Here is a 16,349-nt window from a genome sequence, read left to right on the forward strand (position 1 = left end):
TCTCTAGTTTTTCGGGGTCAGGGCATCGATCAGGTCGCTGCCGGTCATGCCGCCCAACAGTTTTGCCGCAGCTATTGATTTGCCGGTCGAGCGCCGTAGCCGATCGCGCAGGTCAAGCGCCAGCATCGAGTCGGCGCCGAGGTCGACGAGCGCCGCTTTCAGATCCACCGACGCCGGATCGTCGATGCTCAGCACGGCCGCGATCTCGGCCCGGACGATGTCGGCGACGGGAGCGTCCGGTTCGGCCCCGGCGTCTTCGGCGGGGCTGCTGCGATGGCCGGTGAACGGCATCGCCAGGCCTTGGCTTTCAAAGAAGACCCGGAGCCGACCGAAGTCGGCGGCTGCGATCAGCGGGTCGTTGCGCCGCCGGTCGAGGCTGGCCGAGATCGCCGCGTCGGGATCCATCGCAATCAGGCCCGATCGCTCGATGCGGGTGATCTCCTGCGCGTCGGCGATCTTGGTGTCCTGCCATAACCCCCATCGCACCGCGCTGCAGTCCAGGCCATCCGCCCGCAGGGCGGCGGCCATGCTGTCCAGCATTCTGTTGGAGGCCGCATAGGCGGCGTGGCCGTAGCCGCCCCAGACTCCGGACACCGAGGAGCACAACAGAATTCGGGTGTCCGCGCGAAGCGGCCAGCTGGTGACCATCCGCTTCAGCCCGGCAACCTTGGCGGACAACACTCCGGCGATGTCGTCGGCGGCTAGTTGGTCGTGCCGGGCGAAGGTTGCGGCGCCGGCCGCATGGATCAGCAGGGAGGGGCCGCCGCCGGCGTACTCGTTCGCCACTGCCGCCACGGCCTCGGGGTCGGTGATATCGCATGCAGGCGCATGAACCTCGGCCGCCGAGCCCTCGGTCAACTTCGCCAGCTCTGAGGTGTCAACACCGCTGCGGCTCAACAGAATGACTCGGCCGGCGCCGGCCCTGATGCAGTGCCGCGCGTAGCGCATGCCGATGGTGCCGTTGCCGCCCGTGATCACCACGTTGTCCAGCGACGTCGCCGCTGCGGTCCCGATCGGTGTCACGTCCTCCCGAAGCGTCCGGACGAACAGCTGCATCCCAGTCTGGTCAGAGCCGTTGCGCCGCAGCGCAATCTCAGTATCCCGGCCGAGCAACTGATCGAGGGCGCAGCCGGCGGCCGCCAAGTCCGCACCGGCGCCGGGTAGGTCCAGGTGAGCGAACGTAACATCGGGATATTCGAACCCGACGCTGCGGTGCATCGCCGCCAGCGCCGTCTGCCCCGGCAGCCCCGGCGGGGCGTCTGGGTGCACTTGTTCACCGCCCGTGGTGATCAACCAGACGCGCCGGCACTTCGGCCCGATCAGACCGTTGTAGTCGATGCGGTTCGGGCGGTCCGCTGCCGCAAGCATCTCCGGCTCGACGATCGACGGTGCCACAATGACGGTGACCTCGGCGTCGTCGGGTCCCGTCAGCTCATATCCGTACCGCGACGCGGCGTTCTCTGAGAACATCTGTGCCACAGATTCATTGGCATCTCCGGGCCCCACTATCGCGACGGTGCGGGAAGCCCGGTCTGCCGCATCGGAGACAAGCGGACGTGCCTGCCACTCCTCGTAGAACACCTTCGGGCCGGGGGCCGGTGGCGGTGTCAGCGGCTCCGGCGCGGCCCACAGGTGAATCGCCCGCATCGGTGCGGCGGGGAAGCCCCAGAGGAGCGGCGAGTCAGTCGACCACTCGAACTTCGGATTGTGCACAGCGACGGAGGCGATGTTGGCGGAAAGGCGCTCCACCAGCGACTCGTCGCGCAGCCCCGAGCCGACGATGAGCGCCTCCTCGGCGAGTTCGCCGAGTGCGTACAGCAGCGAGGGATGTGCCGACATCTCGATGTAGGTTCCGGTGCCACGTCGCGCCGCGCACGTGACGGCCGCGTCGAAACGGACCGTGTTGCGCAGGTTTTCAAACCAGTAACCGGTGAAGTCGGTCTCGCCGGCGACCAGGTCCCCCCGGGCCGAACTGATGAAATCTATACCTGCATCGAGGAATTCCGCCTCGGGCAGGAGGTCGCAGAACATCGAGCGCAGTGACTCCAGGCGGCTGGTGTGCGCCGGAAAATCGACCGTCAACTCGCGCGCGAAGATACCCCGTTGCTCTGCCCGCCGAACGCACGCGGCGACGGCGGCTCGTTCCCCGGATACGACGCTCGACGACGCGGAGTTCAACACCGAGATCTCCAGCCAGCCCGGTGTTTCGGCGATGAGTTCGCCGGCTTCGCCAGCACCGACCCCCAGAGCGGCCATACCGTAGCGGCCCGGTAGCCGGTCTACGACGGCGGCACGGGCGGCGACCACGCCCACCGCTGCCGGTAACGAGATGGCGCCTGCCACGTAGGCGGCGGCGACCTCGCCCAGGCTGTGGCCCACCGTGACGTCGGGCACCGCTCCGCTCGCCCGCCACACCCGGGCCAGGCTGGCGGCATGGGTGAAATGTGCGGCCTGGATTTCGGTTTGGGTATAGCGACGGCCTTCACCGCCCTGCAGGTAGCGCATCGGCGAGGACAGTCCCGCCGCGGCGAATGCGTGCTCGCAGCGCTGTGCTTCATCCTGGTAGGACGGAATGCGTTGGAGGGCTTCGGTTCCCATGCCAGGCCATTCCCTACCCTGACCCGGGAAGACGAACGCGACTCCGGACGCGTCGTGTTGCGATGACCGCGTCACCAAGGGGTGGTCGTCGCCTTCGGCCAGGGCGCGCAGCCCGTCTTCCAGTTCGGTGCGATCGGCGGCGCGGATGAGCGCGCGGTGCCGTCGCACCCGCCGGGTGCGGAGCAGCGTGGTGGACACTGTCGTCGGGACATCGTCACTCTCGCTGAGTTGCTTCAGAAACCGCAGGATGGCGACGGCATCGTCAGAGATCAGCTCGTCCTCGTGGGCGCTGAGCAGCACAGGGACACGGCCATCTGGAAGCCGGGCGGACACCATCAGGCCGCCTCCGGCACGGAGACGATCAGGTGAGCGTTGGTACCGCTTATTCCGAAGGCCGAGACGGCGCCGGTGCGGCATCCGGATGCGGCCGGCCACGGAGTCATCTCTCGCGCCAGACGCAAACCTTGATTTTCCCAGTCGACTTCGGGATTGGCTTCCTCGACGTGCAACGTAGGTGGAATTGCCCGGTGCTCTGCCGAGACCAGGATCTTGGCGAGTCCCAGCGCGCCGGCCGCCGCCTGGGCATGGCCGAAATTGGACTTCACCGATCCCAGCATCGGGCCGCGACCGGGCGGCGAATCGCCGTAAACGTGGGCTAGCGAGCATAATTCGGTCTGATCGCCCAGCCTTGTGCCAGTGCCATGTCCTTCAACCATGCCCACTTGCTCGGGCCGCAGCCCGGCCTGGCCCAGGGCGCGCCTGAACAGCCGACTCTGCGCCGGCGCCGACGGCGCCGACAGGCCGGCACTCCGGCCGTCCTGATTGAGCGCACTGGCCCGAATTTCAGCGAGGATTCGATTTCCGGCCCGCAGCGCGGCCGACTTATGTTGCAGCACATACATTGCCGCGCCCTCAGCCCACACCGTGCCGCTGGCCTTCGCGCTGTACGGCCGGCAGCGGCCGTCGTCGGAAAGCGCGTGCTGCTTTGAGAACTCGACGAAGAATCCGGGCGAACCCATGACGCAGACTCCCCCGGCGAGCGCCATGTCGCAGTCACCGGCGCGCAATGCCTGCACCGCGACGTGCATCGCTGTCAGCGCCGAAGAACACGAGGTGTCGACGGTGATGGCCGGTCCTGCCAATCCCATCAGGTAGGCGATCCGCCCGGAGATCACACCGCATGCCGACCCGGTGATCAGGTGACCGCTGTGGCGAGAGTACTTCGCCATGTCCGGGCCATATCCGGTGGTGTAAGCGCCGACGTAACAACCCACATCGTGACCGGCCAGATCGTCGGGGTTGATGCCGCTGTTCTCCAGGGCACGCCACGAGACTCTCAGTGCGACCCGTTGCTGCGGGTCCATGGTCGTTGCCTCACGCACCGTGATACCGAAGAATCCGGGGTCGAAAGAGCCGGCGCCCGCGAGGAATCCGCCGGCGTTCTGAATCTTCTTGAAACCCTCACGGCCACTGAGCAAGTCGCTGACCGGCCAGCCCCGATCAACCGGGAGTTGAGACAGGCCTTCACGCTGTTGCGACAACAACGCCCAGTATCCCTCGGTGGTGTCCACCCCGCCTGGCGCTTCGAGCGCCATCCCGATGATGACGACCGGGTCGGCTGTGTAGCCGTCGGTCGGGTCTTCAGACATCGGCAAGGGACCCGTGCCCGGCGCGATCGCCGATGTCGACATACTGCGTCGCCAAAGGATTCTCCCTCCAAAGATCAGCTGAACGAACATCTTTCCGGCGATCAGCTGCGGCTATTCAGGTTTGGCCGGTGCCCTCACCGGCCAGGCCAGCAAGTCACGACGGCGGACCCCAGTGGCCGCCGTCCGGCCCGGCAGGACCATGGCGCGATCTGCGCTTAGTGAACGGTCCCGTCACTGATTCCCCAACCTACCCGCCGTAAACGCCTACGGCCGAATTCATAGGATTCGTATCGAGTTGGGCGCTGTGCGTACTTGTCGCCATGCGGTCCCGGTGCAGCTTCGGTGCGCGTCGCATCTTCATTAATACTGCGGCACAATGTGTTTCGATTTCAGTTCGGCACGTGCGCAATTGCCGAACCGGTGCACTTCGCGCGACCGCGTAGTCTGGAATGGGTGTGCTCATTCGGTGGTCGTTTCCAGACCACAGGCATATTCCCCCGACTTGCGCGCCTGGTGGTGCGTTGGCCGTGGGCATGCGTGGTCTTCTGGGTGGCGCTGGCGGCTGTCCTGTCGGTCACGCTGTCGCCGCTGACACAGGTGATCCGGGAGCGCACTGAAGAGATCCTGCCGCGCGATGCCCCCGTGATGGTCGCGAGCAGGCAGATGACGGCCGCGTTCCGCGAACCGGATTCGCAGAACATGGCTTTGGTGGTTCTCACTGATGAGCAGGGCCTCAAGCCGGCCGACGAGGGCGTCTACCGCAGTTTGGTGGACAGGCTGCGAAACGACGCGCGCGACGTGGCGAGCGTGCACGATTTCATCGCGACGCCGGCCCTGCGCGACGTGATGACCAGCAAAGACCGCAAAGCCTGGTTCATTCCGGTAGGTGTGGCGGGACAGTTGGGATCGCCGCGATCGAATGAGGCGTATTCGCGGATCGCCGAGACCGCCCGGGAAACGGTCGGCGGGTCGACGCTTACCGCGAACATGACCGGAATCGCGGCCACTGTGTCCGAGCTCGCCGATATCGGGGAGCGCGACATGCGGGTGATCGAGATCACCACCATCGCCATGGTGTTGTTGATCCTGTTCGTGGTGTACCGCAACGTCGTCACGATGCTGCTGCCATTGCTGACCATCGGGGTGTCGCTGGTGTCGGCTCAGCAGGTGGTGTCGGGATTAGCCGGCGTCGGCCTGGGTATCTCCCAACAGACCGTCGTCTTCATGACGGCGATGATGGTCGGTGCCGGCGTGGATTACGCGGTCTTTCTCATCAGTCGCTATCACGAGAATGTACGGCGCGGTATGGCCTCGGATGCCGCCGTGACAGCGGCGATCACCAGCATCGGAAAGGTGGTCGCGGCGTCGGCGGCCACGGTCGCGGTCACCTTCCTCGCCATGACTTTCACCCGGCTGCAGGTTTTTTCGACGGTGGGTCCCGCGCTGGCGATTTCGATCTCCATTGCGTTTCTGGCTGCGATGACGCTCCTGCCGGCACTACTGGTGCTTGCCGGGCGCCGCGGCTGGGCGGCCCCGAGGCGCGACCACACCAGCCGTTTGTGGCGGCGCTCCGGCATTCACATCGTTCGGCGGCCGGTGGCCCATCTGGTCGGCAGCCTGCTTGTCCTGGCCGCTTTGGCGGCCTGCGTACCCCTGCTGCGTTCGAATTATGACGCGCGCACCACCCTGCCGCCGTCAGCGCAGAGCAACATCGGCTACGCCGCCATGGACCGGCACTTTCCGCCGAGTTCCATCACACCGCAGTACATCTTCGTCCGGTCCCCGCACGATCTGCGCGACACGAAGGCTCTGGCTGACCTGGAGCAGATGGCTCAGCGGGTCAGTCAGCTGTCAGACATCGAGATGGTCCGCGGCGTCACCCGCCCGACCGGTGAACCGCTCGAACAGGCCAAATTGAGTTGGCAGGCCGGAGAGATCGGCCGGCGGCTGTCGGACGCATCCAGCCGCATCGCCGGCGCCGGCGGCGACCTCGACGCACTGACCTCGGGCGCGCGTCAGCTGGCCGACCAGCTCACCGCCGTGCACAACCAGGTGAGTCAGGCGATCGGTCGCATCTCCGGCCTGCTCGGTGAACTCACCCGGATGCAGGAGCAGCTCAGCGGTTCGCGGCCGCCCAGCGATGTCAACGCCGTTCTGGCGCGCGCCGACTCAGTCCTCAACGGTCTCGAGGCGAGCCCCGCAGGTGGCACCGACCAGCTCTGCAGCAATGCGCGCGCGCAGCTGCAGCGGCTGGTTGCCAGCCGCGACAACAATTTTGGTCGAGGGGTGCCGACACAGCAACTACGGACCCTGCTAGGCAGTGCCGTGCAGACCCTGCGGGCTCTCAACCCGACTCAACTGCAGCAGCAGCTCGGCGGCCTCGAGCAGGGCGCCAACGCCCTGGCGAACGGCAGCCAGCGAATCGCCGCCGGTGTGCGCGCCCTGACCGACCAGACCAAGCAACTCGGCGGCAGTCTGGCCGAGGCATCCGAGCTGTTACTTTCCATGAAAAACAATGCTTCACAACCCGGCATGTCCGGTTTCTATGTTCCGCAGCAGGCGATGAACAGCGCCGATTTCCAGGCAATGGCATCGGCGTTCGTCTCCCCCGACGGTCATTCCGTGCGCTACTTGGTGCAGTCGAAGCTGGAGCCGTTCGACAGCAAGGCGATGGATCAGACCACAGCGATCGCCGATACGGCGCGAAGCGCGCAGTCCAATACCTCGCTCTCAGACGCATCGATCGCCATGACGGGCATGACGCCGATCTACACCGAAATGCGCGACTACTACAACCACGACCTGCGGTTCATCGTCGTCATGACTATCGCGATCGTCTTCCTCATCCTGGCAGTGCTGCTGCGAGCGATCGTCGCGCCGCTGTATCTAATTGCCACCGTGGTGATTTCGTATCTGTCCGCGCTGGGTATCGGCGTCATCGCCTTCCAGTTGATCGGCGGTCAGGACCTGGCCTGGAGCGTCCCCGGCATGGCGTTCATCGTGCTCGTCGCCGTCGGCGCGGACTACAACCTGCTGTTGATCTCCCGGATTCGCGACGAGTCGCCGCGGGGACTGCGATCCGGCGTGATACGCACCGTTGGTACCACAGGTGGCGTGATCACCTCGGCGGGACTGATATTCGCCGCGTCGATGTTCGGCATGCTGTTCGGCAGCATCAGCACCATGGTCCAAGCGGGCTTCGTCATCGGGGCCGGCCTCCTGCTCGACACCTTCCTGGTTCGCACCGTCACCGTGCCGGCCCTGGCGGTGCTGATGGATAGCGGCAATTGGTGGCCCTCCAGGCCGCCGCCGCAGGAGAAGTCAGTTTCGACGGCCAACGCACTTCGAGCAGAAACGCAACGCACGTAGGAGGATACGAATGGTCAACCACAACCGATTCGGCCGGGCGGCCGATCCGACGCCGCGCAGCAGCGGGAGCTTCATTCAACGTCCGCGTCCCGCAGGTGATTTCGCCCCCTGGATCAAACGCCAGTCCGGTCCGGCCGGGCGGAGCCAACACGGCGCCATCGTGGTCTTCCCACACGCCGGGGCGGCCGCTTCCAGTTACCGGACCTTGGCGAAGGCCCTCGCAGCTGGTGGCGACACCTTCGTCGTGCAGTACCCACGACGGGCGGAGCGGCTCAATCATCCTGCGCCCGAGACAATTCACGACCTGGCGAGTGAACTGTTCCAGGCCGGGCCATGGCACCGTGCGGCGCCGCTGCGGTTGTTCGGGCACAGCATGGGCGCAGTCGTCGCCTTCGAGTTCGCCCGGATCGCCGAGAAGCATCGAATCGCCGTGCACAAGCTCTGGGTGTCTGCCGGTCCGGTGCCCTCGTCGGTGGCAGCGCTGCCCGAACTGCCGACCAGCACAAGCGAACTCCTCGCCGACCTGGCCCGCTTGGGCGGTACCGACCCGCGCCTGTTGGCTGACGAGGAGTTCGCGCAGTTGATGGCCGAAGCCGCTCGTTGCGACTACCAGGCGCTCAACCGCTACGAGTGCAGCGACCGGGTGCGTATCCGTGCGGACATCCACGCCTTCGGCGGCCGCAGTGACAATCGCGTCGACGCCGGGTCGTTGCGGCGCTGGGCGCACCACACCAACGGTTCCTTCGGGATGTCCCTCTTCGACGGTGGCCACTTCTTCATCAACGAACACACCAATACCGCCGCTAACCGCGTCATCACCGACGTGTGAGCACAGAGACCGATCGGAGACTTCACCAGTGCGAGTTCAGACAGCTCCAGACCGAGCCGGCAGCTCACCGACCACCGCAGTGGCACAGGACAATCAGCTCTCACCGGCGGACCAGGCCATGTTCTGCACCCTGCGCGCGATGGACCGCGATGCCGTCGTCCAATGCGTGTGGCTGTACGAACACCCCATCAACCTGGAGGGTCTGCGGCGCTTCCACCACAACCTCGGCTATGGGCTACTGGGCCGCCGCATCGAGCGGTCGCCGATACCCTTCGCACGCGACCGATGGGTGCGGGACAGATGGCCGGCCGCCCTCGATATCGACGAATGCGCCCGCCCGCGAGCGGAACTCGGGGACTGGATCGACAATCGCGCCCGGCTGCGAGTTGACCCGGAGCGTGGCCCGGGTTGGCATCTCGGCATCGTCCAACTGACGGACGGGACGACGGTGGTGAGTTTGGTCGCCTCACACTGCCTGATCGACGGTCTCGGAGTGGTTCGCGCGATCGCGGACGCGGCCGCAGGCAACCGGCGCGAGCTCGGTTATCCGCCCCCGTGCTCGCGGCCCCGGCTCCGAGCACTCAGGCACGACGCCCGCCAGACGATCCAGGACGTCCCGGGAGCCGCACGTGCCCTCCGTGCCGCCGTCCGATTGTCACGTCAACGGAGACACGGCGCCGCACCAGATCCAATCGCCCAGCGGCACAACGCTGGCGGCCTTGAACCCGACGAGCACGTAGCGGTGCCCGCGGTCGTCATCCATATCGATGTCGAGGATTGGGATGCTCGCGCGGAGGCGCTCGGCGGCACCAGTCACCATCTGGCTGCCGGGCTGGCGGCGAAACTCGGGGAGCGACTGGGGCGCCGACGGAGCGGTGACGGGGCCGTCGCCCTGCAGGTGCCGCTCAGCGACCGCACCGAACAGGACACCCGGGCCAATACTCTGTCGTTCGTCAGCGTCGGTATCGACCCGTCCCTGGTGACGGTTGACCTGACGCAAACCCGCGCGGCCATCAGGAAGACATTCGAGACACTTCGGGAGAGTCCCGAACAGGCCTCGCCCACCCTCCCGCTCGCGCCGCTGGTGCCGTTTATTCCCAGGCGGGTGCTCAAGCAGGCGGCCGAGGCCGAGTTCGCCTTCGGTGATCTGCCCGTGGCTTCCTCGAGTCTCGGTGAGCTGGCCGCCATGGCCGGCTGCCCCGACGGCACACCGGCCGAATTCGCCTTCGGGCGCGGCGTGATCCAGCGGGTGCTGCGGGGAGACCTCGAGCGCGCCCACGGCGAACTGTCGCTGTGGTTCCTGCGACTGGGCGGCAAGATGTGCATCACCGTCGGCGCGTACCAGGCCGGGGTCAGCAATTCGAAGCCGATGTTGCGCGACCTGGTGTCTCGCACCCTCGGTGAGTTCGGCCTCGAAGGGGTGGTCGAATGACGAACGTTGTCAACGCCGTTCCGGCGGCCGGACTGCCGCCGGGTCCACCCCGGATCGTTCCCAGGGCGCTACAGGGCCTCGCATTCTTCACCGCCCGGCGGCAGACCACGCAGTGGCTCACTCGCCGCTACGGTGGCGCATTCACGCTGCACCTGCCGGTGTTCGGACGTTTGGTGGTGGTGGCCGAGCCGAGCTTGGCAAAGCAGGTTTTCATGAGCCGGGGCGACAACCTCGGCGCTATCGAGCCCAACCTGAGCCGCCTGCTGGGTTCGGGTTCCGTCTTCGGCCTGGAGGGCACCGAGCACCGGCGCCGTCGTAAGCTGCTGGCGCAACCCTTCCATGCCGCCAACATGAAGAACTTTGAGCGGATCGTCGAGCAGGAGACGCTGCGCGAGATTCAGAACTGGCCACAGGGAACGGAATTCGCCACCCTGCCGGCGATGAAGGGGATCACGCTCAACGTCATCCTGCGAGCGGTGTTCGGGGCCGAAGGCGACGACTTCGAGGAACTGCGGCGGGTGATCGTGCCGTGGGCGAAACTCGGATCGCGCCTTTCGACACTGCCGATGCCGCGGCGGACCTACGGCCGTTTCACGCCGTGGGGCCGTTTGGCGACGTGGCGACGCAGGTACGACACTGTCATCGATCGCCTGATCGACAAGGCGCGGCAGCGGCCGGAATCGGCGGAACACACCGACATCCTCTCGATGATGCTCGCCAGCTCATACGAAGACGGTTCGGTCATGTCCCGCAAGGACATCCGTGATGACCTACTCACTCTGCTCGTCGCCGGACACGAGACCACCGCCACCACCCTGGCTTGGGCGTTCGAGCGGCTCAGTCGCCAGCCTGAGGTCCTTTCGGCGCTGGTCGCCGAGGCCGAAACGGCTGACAGCACCCTGCGTCACGCGACGATATACGAAGTGCAGCGCACCCGCTCGGTCATCGATTTCTCCGGCCGCCGGGTCCGTGGCTCTGCGTTCGAACTGGGACCGAACACCGTCCCGCCCGGGTACTCCGTCGTCGTCAGCATCTCCGCATGCCACAACGACTCCGAGGCGTTTCCGGAGCCCGAGCGGTTTGATCCGCAGCGCTACATCCAGGGCAAACCGTCGCCTTTCGCCTGGATTCCATTCGGCGGCGGAACGCGGCGCTGCGCGGGGGCGGCATTCGCCAAGATGGAGATGGACGTCGTGTTGCGAACGGTGCTGCGCCACATGGAGATCCATCCTGCCGCCACGGCCGAAGAGACGATGCGGACCGGTGGCCTGGGATTTCTGCCGAGCGGCGGAGGGCGTGTCATCGTGCACCGTCGCGCGGCCGCCTAGTGTCAGAACCAGCTGTCCCGCATCTCCAGCGTGGTGCGGTCCAGTCTCTGGAGAAGATCCAGTTGCGTTCCGGTCCGGGGTAATTCGTAGTTGAAGAAGTAGCGGGCCGCGGATCGCTTGCCGTCATAGAAGTCGCCGGAACGGCCGTGCGCGGCGACGGCCTGCTCCAGCCAGGCCCACGCGATGACCAGGTGGCCGAAGGCCTCTAGATACACCGCGCTGTTTGCCAGCGCGGCATCGACGTCGCCCGCCGCGAACATCGAGGCCGTGACACTGACCAGACGCTGCCACGCCTCGTCGAGTTGTTTCGCCATCGCAGCGACCTCGCCGGAAATCGCGCCGGCGCGTGACACGGTCGCGGCAACGGTTTTGGTCAACTCCACCAGGCTGGCGCCGCCGCGTTGAGTTACCTTGCGGCCCAACAGGTCCAGGCTCTGAATACCATGCGTTCCTTCATGGATCGGGTTGAGCCGATTGTCGCGGTAGTGTTGCTCCACATCGTATTCGCGCGTGTACCCGTAGCCGCCGTGCACCTGGATCGCGAGGCTGTTGGCTTCCAGACACCACTGCGACGGCCAGCTCTTCGCGACCGGCGTCAGGATGTCCAGCAGCAGCCCAGCGGACTCCGCTTCGGCGGCCGACTCCGGGCTGCTCTGGATATCGACGAGACGAGCGCAGTAGAGGGCCAGCGCCAGCGCGCCCTCGACGTACGACTTCTGCGCCAACAGCATTCGCTTGACGTCGGGATGCTCGATGATCGGCACCTGAGGCGTGGCAGGGTCCTTGCCGGTCACCGGCCGCCCCTGCGGGCGCTCCCGCGCATATTGCAGGGCCTTCAGATAGCCGGTGTAGCCCAGCGCGATCGCGCCCAGCCCGACACCGAGCCGCGCCTCATTCATCATGTGGAACATGTAGGAGAGGCCGCGGTGCGGTTCGCCGACCAGGTAACCGACCGCGCCCGGCCGGCCGCCGGGCTGATGTCTGCCTTCACCGAAATTCAGCGCGGTATTGGTTATTCCGCGGTATCCCATCTTGTGGTTGAGGCCCGCCAGCACGACATCGTTGCGTTCGCCGACCACTCCGTCGTCCTCCACCAGGAACTTCGGGACGATGAACAACGAGATCCCGCGGGTACCCGCTGGCGCGCCGGCGATCTTGGCCAGCACCAGATGCACGATGTTCTCCGACAATTCGTGATCGCCGCCGGAAATCCACATCTTGGAACCGAACAGGCGATAGCTGCCGTCGTCCTGTGGTTCGGCCCGGGTGGTGATGTCGGCCAGCGACGAACCCGCTTGCGGCTCAGACAGACACATGGTGCCGGTGAAGCGGCCGGCCAGGGTCGGCTTGACGAATCGCTCGATCTGCTCGGGCGTGCCGTAGTGCGCCAGCAGGTTGGCATTCGCCAGACTCAGCAGGACGTAGCCGGCCGTGGCCACATTGGCGGCGTGGAACCACACGAGTCCGGCGCCGGCCACGACGGTGGGCAACTGCCATCCGCCCAGCGTGTCGTCCATGCTCATCGCCAGCAGGTCGGCCTTGGCGAACGCGTCCAACGCCTCCTTCACTTCGGGGATCACGGTGACCTTCTCGCCGTCGAACGTCGGCTCCTGGGCGTCGTTCTTCTTGTTGTGCGGCGCGAAGTAGCGGGTAGCGAGGTCTTCGCACAGATCCAGCAGCGCTGAGAACGTCTCCCGGGAATGCTCGGCGAAGCGATCCCGCTTCGGCAGGTCTTCCACCCCCAGCCACTCGAAAAGCAGGAAATCGAGATCGCGCCGGGATAGCAGATTGGACGCCATGGTCGTTTGCCCTTCCGTGTTGCTTCACCTGTGAGCGTACGGTGGAACGAAGAACTTATATAAGCTAACTAAGCGGCGCTGTCCGCGGGGAGGAGCGGGGCTGTGGCCCGAACCGACAATGACACGTGGAACCTGGCTTCGAGTGTGGGCGCGACCGCCACGGCGGTCGCCGCGTCGCGGGCCGTCGCCTCCGTCGGCCCGGACGCACTGCTCAACGACCCATGGGCCGATCCGCTGGTCCGTGCGGTTGGCGTCGACACCTTCGTCAAGCTCATCGACGGCGAGATCGACGGCACCGACGATCCACTGTTGAACAGACAGGCCATGAACGAGCAGATCACCGTGCGCACCCGCTTCTTCGACGACTTCTTCATCGAGGCCACCGGCTCCGGGATCCGGCAAGTCGTGATTCTGGCCTCCGGACTGGACACCCGGGCCTACCGGCTGCCCTGGCCGTCCGGCACCGCGGTCTACGAAATCGACCAGCCGGAGGTCATCGAATTCAAGACACGCACGCTGGCAGACCTCGGAGCCGAGCCCACCGCGGAGCGTCGCACGGTGTCGACCGACCTGCGTGGGGACTGGCCGTCCGCTCTGCGCGACAAGGGATTCGACGCCGGCGAACCGACGGCATGGATCGCCGAGGGGCTGCTGGTCTACCTGCCGCCGGAGGCGCAGGACCGCCTGTTCGACAACATCTCCGCTCTGTCGGCAGCCGGAAGCCGGATCGCGACCGAACACATGGACTTCGGCAGCATCCCGCCGGATTGGGCGCAGAAGCTGACGGAACGGTCGCGCCGAATCGGCTCCAATATCGATCTCGCGCAGTTGTTCTACACCGGTGAACGCAACACCGCCGCGGCCTACCTGGCCGGACATGGCTGGCAAGTCGACGTCCGCAATACCGAACAGTCCTATGCCGCACACGGATTCAACGTGCCCGACGACGAGCTGGCGGCCTTCGGGGACGCATCGGGATACCTCACGGCGGTCTACGGCGGCCGAGTGTGAATCTCACGACGCGACACGCCGATTCACCGTCGCCTAATTCGCACTCGGCGGCGCGGCTCGCAGCGCGATAGCGCCCAGCGCCACAAATAGCCCGGCACCGGCGGACGCGCCGAGCAGCGTTGTCTTCGGCGCTCCGGCTCGCAGGGCGATCAGCGATGCGGCGACGTCGGCCGCGTCACAGACAAGCCCGGCCTGCAGCGCCGCCTTGTGTACGGCTGGTTCCGGGTAATGCAGGGCAGCACCCAAGACCAGGTCCCGCACACCGAAGAGCCGCGTGACAAGTCCGACGCTGGCGCCCTCGGGCAATTTGCCGAGTCCAAACACCCGCGAGCTCAGTGCTGGTGAAGCCCAGGAGATTCCACCGGCGAACATCCGTATGACGGACATCGCGGCGGCGGCGGGGTGTTGATTGCTTGTCATGATTGCGGTCATCGGTGACCCGACCTTTCGTTTGTAGTGGTTACTACAAACAGATCTAACCTGTAGTTGCGACTACAATCAAGGCCAAATGGGGCACAAATACACGCGCGAACAGATCCTCGACGGCGCCGTCGCCATGGCAATGAGACAGGGGCTCAGCTCGCTGACCTTCGGCGGCTTGGCCAAACACCTTGGTACCAGTGACCGCATGATCGTCTACTACTTTCCCAGCAAGGCCACCCTGGTCACCGACGTCCTCTTGGATATCGGCAACAGGCTTCAGCAGACCCTGGCTCAGGCACTCGTCGAGCCCGCCGACGGCCACCGCCAGCTGGCCCGAACCGCCTTCCGGGTATTGGCCCAAGACGAGTTCGATCCGCTCTTCGCGGTCTACTTCGAAGTTTGCGGTCTGGCCGCCGCTGGCGTGGCGCCGTACCACGATCTCGCCGCTCCGCTGACCGAAGGCTGGATCACCTGGCTGGCCGAGTTCTTCACCGGTACCACGAAGCGGCGGCGTGCCGAAGCCGAGGCGAGCCTCGCACTCATCGACGGGATGCTGCTTCTGCGGCAACTCGCCGGGCCGGCCGCAGCTGACCGCGCCGCCAAAGTGCTGGGCGCCCGCTGATTCAGCTCAGCGTGTACCGAATCGGCAGGTGCTTGGGACCGCCGACGAAGGTCGTGGCTATCAATTGCGGATCATCGGCCATCTCAATGGATTTGATGCGCGGTATGAGTTCGGAGAAGAAGCTGTTCATCTCCAGGCGAGCCAGCGCGGCTCCCAGGCAGAAATGCACACCGTGTCCGAACGACAGATGCTTATTGGGGTCGCGTCCGACATCAAACCGGAACGGGTCGGTGAACACCTCTTCGTCCCGGTTGGCCGAAACGTAAGACAGCAGCACGGATTCGCCCTTTTCGATCGGCACACCGCGCACTTCGGTGTCGGCCTGCGCGGTGCGCATGAACTCCTTGACCGGCACCACCCAGCGGATCATCTCCTCGACCGCGGTACCCATCAGGCCATTGTCCTGCTGTAGTCGCCGGAGCTCGCCGGGGTTCTCCAGCAGGGCCAGCAGTCCGCCGGAAATTGCGGCGCTGGTGGTGTCGTGGCCGGCGCTGGCCACGATCACGTAGTAGGAGATGGTGTCCATGTCGGACAGCGGCTCGCCGTTGATGGTGGCGTTGGCGATCGCTGATGCCAGGTCCTCGGTCGGATGCTCCCGGCGTGATGCGGTCAACGCGGAGAAGTAGTTGAAGAAGTCCAGCAGTGTCGCAAGGACGTCGGTGTTGACCTCGCCGCGGCGCAGTTCGGTGTCATCACCGCCGAACATCTCCTGAGTCAGCTTGAGCATTCGAGGGAAGTCCGACTCCGGCAGGCCGAGCAGCGAAAGGATCACGTACAGCGGGTAATTCACCGCGATCTCTTGCACGAAATCCAGCTCCGGTCCGCGCTCGAGCATCTTGTCGACGTAGATCCTGGCCAGTTCGTCGCAGCGGGTTTTCAGGGCCCGCATGGCCTTTGGGCGAAACCAGTCGACCCCGATCTTGCGCATGTCGCGGTGATGAGGGTCGTCCATGTGGATCAGGGTGCGCAGGCCGATTCCCGCTTCCTGGTCCGCGAGCAGCTTCTCTTCCAACTCGGTGACCATCAGCAGCGGGCGGGGATGGTTGGTGAACAGGTCGTTCTGGCGCTCGATCGCCATCACGTCGGCGTGCTTGGTGATCGCCCAGAACGGCCGGTACCCCGCCACGTCGACCCAGGACACCGGAGCGTGTGCCCGCAGGTGAGTCAGCGCCTCGTGCAATCGCTTCTCGTCGCTGTAGGCCGATGGGTCGGCCAGAACCCGTGCGGCCTTGTCCATGATCGGGGTGCTCATTGTGTCTCCTCAGGGTGCAGGTAACAGGGGATGTCAG

At 65.7% G+C, this 16,349-nt stretch carries 11 protein-coding genes; 6 read left to right on the forward strand and 5 right to left on the reverse strand.

Going from position 1 to position 16,349, the window contains the following annotated elements; genetic code table 11:
• Positions 1-3 precede the first annotated feature (3 nt).
• Together mbtD and ACNQS7_RS19620 are read right to left on the reverse strand one after the other, a co-directional pair.
• Positions 4-2,934, reverse strand: a complete 2,931-nt coding sequence (gene mbtD / locus ACNQS7_RS19615) for a mycobactin polyketide synthase MbtD (protein ID WP_418013857.1) — start codon at positions 2,932-2,934, stop codon at positions 4-6.
• Positions 2,934-4,247, reverse strand: a complete 1,314-nt coding sequence (locus ACNQS7_RS19620; RefSeq protein WP_418013858.1) for a polyketide synthase — start codon at positions 4,245-4,247, stop codon at positions 2,934-2,936. Before ACNQS7_RS19620 ends, mbtD begins: the two co-directional genes overlap by 1 nt.
• A 453-nt stretch (positions 4,248-4,700) precedes the next feature.
• On the opposite strand from ACNQS7_RS19620, the gene ACNQS7_RS19625 reads away from it, so the two are divergent.
• The 4 genes from ACNQS7_RS19625 (at position 4,701) to ACNQS7_RS19640 (ending at position 11,205) form a co-directional block, all read left to right on the forward strand.
• Positions 4,701-7,616, forward strand: a complete 2,916-nt coding sequence (locus tag ACNQS7_RS19625; RefSeq protein WP_418013859.1) for an RND family transporter — start codon at positions 4,701-4,703, stop codon at positions 7,614-7,616.
• A gap of 10 nt (positions 7,617-7,626) precedes the next feature.
• On the forward strand, positions 7,627-8,445 hold the full coding sequence (locus ACNQS7_RS19630; protein WP_418013860.1) for a thioesterase II family protein: 819 nt from the start codon (positions 7,627-7,629) through the stop codon (positions 8,443-8,445).
• Between the two features lie 79 nt (positions 8,446-8,524).
• Complete coding sequence (locus ACNQS7_RS19635) at positions 8,525-9,877, forward strand: hypothetical protein (RefSeq protein ID WP_418013861.1); 1,353 nt, start codon at positions 8,525-8,527, stop codon at positions 9,875-9,877.
• Positions 9,874-11,205, forward strand: a complete 1,332-nt coding sequence (locus tag ACNQS7_RS19640) for a cytochrome P450 (RefSeq protein WP_418013862.1) — start codon at positions 9,874-9,876, stop codon at positions 11,203-11,205. Before ACNQS7_RS19635 ends, ACNQS7_RS19640 begins: the two co-directional genes overlap by 4 nt.
• 2 nt (positions 11,206-11,207) lie before the next feature.
• On the opposite strand, the gene ACNQS7_RS19645 is transcribed toward ACNQS7_RS19640, so the two are convergent.
• Positions 11,208-13,004 carry an acyl-CoA dehydrogenase gene (locus ACNQS7_RS19645; protein ID WP_418013863.1) on the reverse strand — a complete coding sequence of 599 codons (1,797 nt, stop codon included), beginning with the start codon at positions 13,002-13,004 and terminating at the stop codon, positions 11,208-11,210.
• Positions 13,005-13,106: 102 nt separating this feature from the next.
• Here ACNQS7_RS19645 and ACNQS7_RS19650 point away from each other — a divergent pair, with 102 nt between their 5' ends.
• Positions 13,107-14,015, forward strand: a complete 909-nt coding sequence (locus ACNQS7_RS19650) for a class I SAM-dependent methyltransferase (protein WP_418013864.1) — start codon at positions 13,107-13,109, stop codon at positions 14,013-14,015.
• Positions 14,016-14,048: 33 nt separating this feature from the next.
• Here the strand turns inward: ACNQS7_RS19650 and ACNQS7_RS19655 are convergent, their stop codons facing one another.
• Positions 14,049-14,435: a hypothetical protein gene (locus ACNQS7_RS19655; RefSeq protein ID WP_418013865.1), complete on the reverse strand. Its 387-nt coding sequence runs from the start codon at positions 14,433-14,435 to the stop codon at positions 14,049-14,051.
• Between the two features lie 88 nt (positions 14,436-14,523).
• On the opposite strand from ACNQS7_RS19655, the gene ACNQS7_RS19660 reads away from it, so the two are divergent.
• Positions 14,524-15,060, forward strand: a complete 537-nt coding sequence (locus tag ACNQS7_RS19660; protein WP_418013866.1) for a TetR/AcrR family transcriptional regulator — start codon at positions 14,524-14,526, stop codon at positions 15,058-15,060.
• A gap of 1 nt (position 15,061) precedes the next feature.
• On the opposite strand, the gene ACNQS7_RS19665 is transcribed toward ACNQS7_RS19660, so the two are convergent.
• The gene (locus tag ACNQS7_RS19665) at positions 15,062-16,312 is read right to left on the reverse strand and encodes a cytochrome P450 (RefSeq protein ID WP_418013867.1); all 1,251 of its coding nucleotides are present in this window, start codon (positions 16,310-16,312) and stop codon (positions 15,062-15,064) included.
• Positions 16,313-16,349 lie beyond the last annotated feature (37 nt).

Source organism: Mycobacterium sp. 23 (assembly GCF_048287075.1).
Lineage (GTDB): Bacteria > Actinomycetota > Actinomycetes > Mycobacteriales > Mycobacteriaceae > Mycobacterium > Mycobacterium gordonae_B.

What these genes read in the sequence shown, in the direction of transcription:
- ACNQS7_RS19665 (WP_418013867.1), bottom strand. Translation starts at nt 16,312, where the DNA reads ATGAGCACCCCGATCATGGACAAGGCCGCACGGGTTCTGGCCGACCCA.
- ACNQS7_RS19660 (WP_418013866.1), top strand. Translation starts at nt 14,524, where the DNA reads ATGGGGCACAAATACACGCGCGAACAGATCCTCGACGGCGCCGTCGCC.
- ACNQS7_RS19620 (WP_418013858.1), bottom strand. Translation starts at nt 4,247, where the DNA reads ATGTCTGAAGACCCGACCGACGGCTACACAGCCGACCCGGTCGTCATC.
- ACNQS7_RS19655 (WP_418013865.1), bottom strand. Translation starts at nt 14,435, where the DNA reads ATGACAAGCAATCAACACCCCGCCGCCGCCGCGATGTCCGTCATACGG.
- mbtD (WP_418013857.1), bottom strand. Translation starts at nt 2,934, where the DNA reads ATGGTGTCCGCCCGGCTTCCAGATGGCCGTGTCCCTGTGCTGCTCAGC.
- ACNQS7_RS19630 (WP_418013860.1), top strand. Translation starts at nt 7,627, where the DNA reads ATGGTCAACCACAACCGATTCGGCCGGGCGGCCGATCCGACGCCGCGC.
- ACNQS7_RS19640 (WP_418013862.1), top strand. Translation starts at nt 9,874, where the DNA reads ATGACGAACGTTGTCAACGCCGTTCCGGCGGCCGGACTGCCGCCGGGT.
- ACNQS7_RS19645 (WP_418013863.1), bottom strand. Translation starts at nt 13,004, where the DNA reads ATGGCGTCCAATCTGCTATCCCGGCGCGATCTCGATTTCCTGCTTTTC.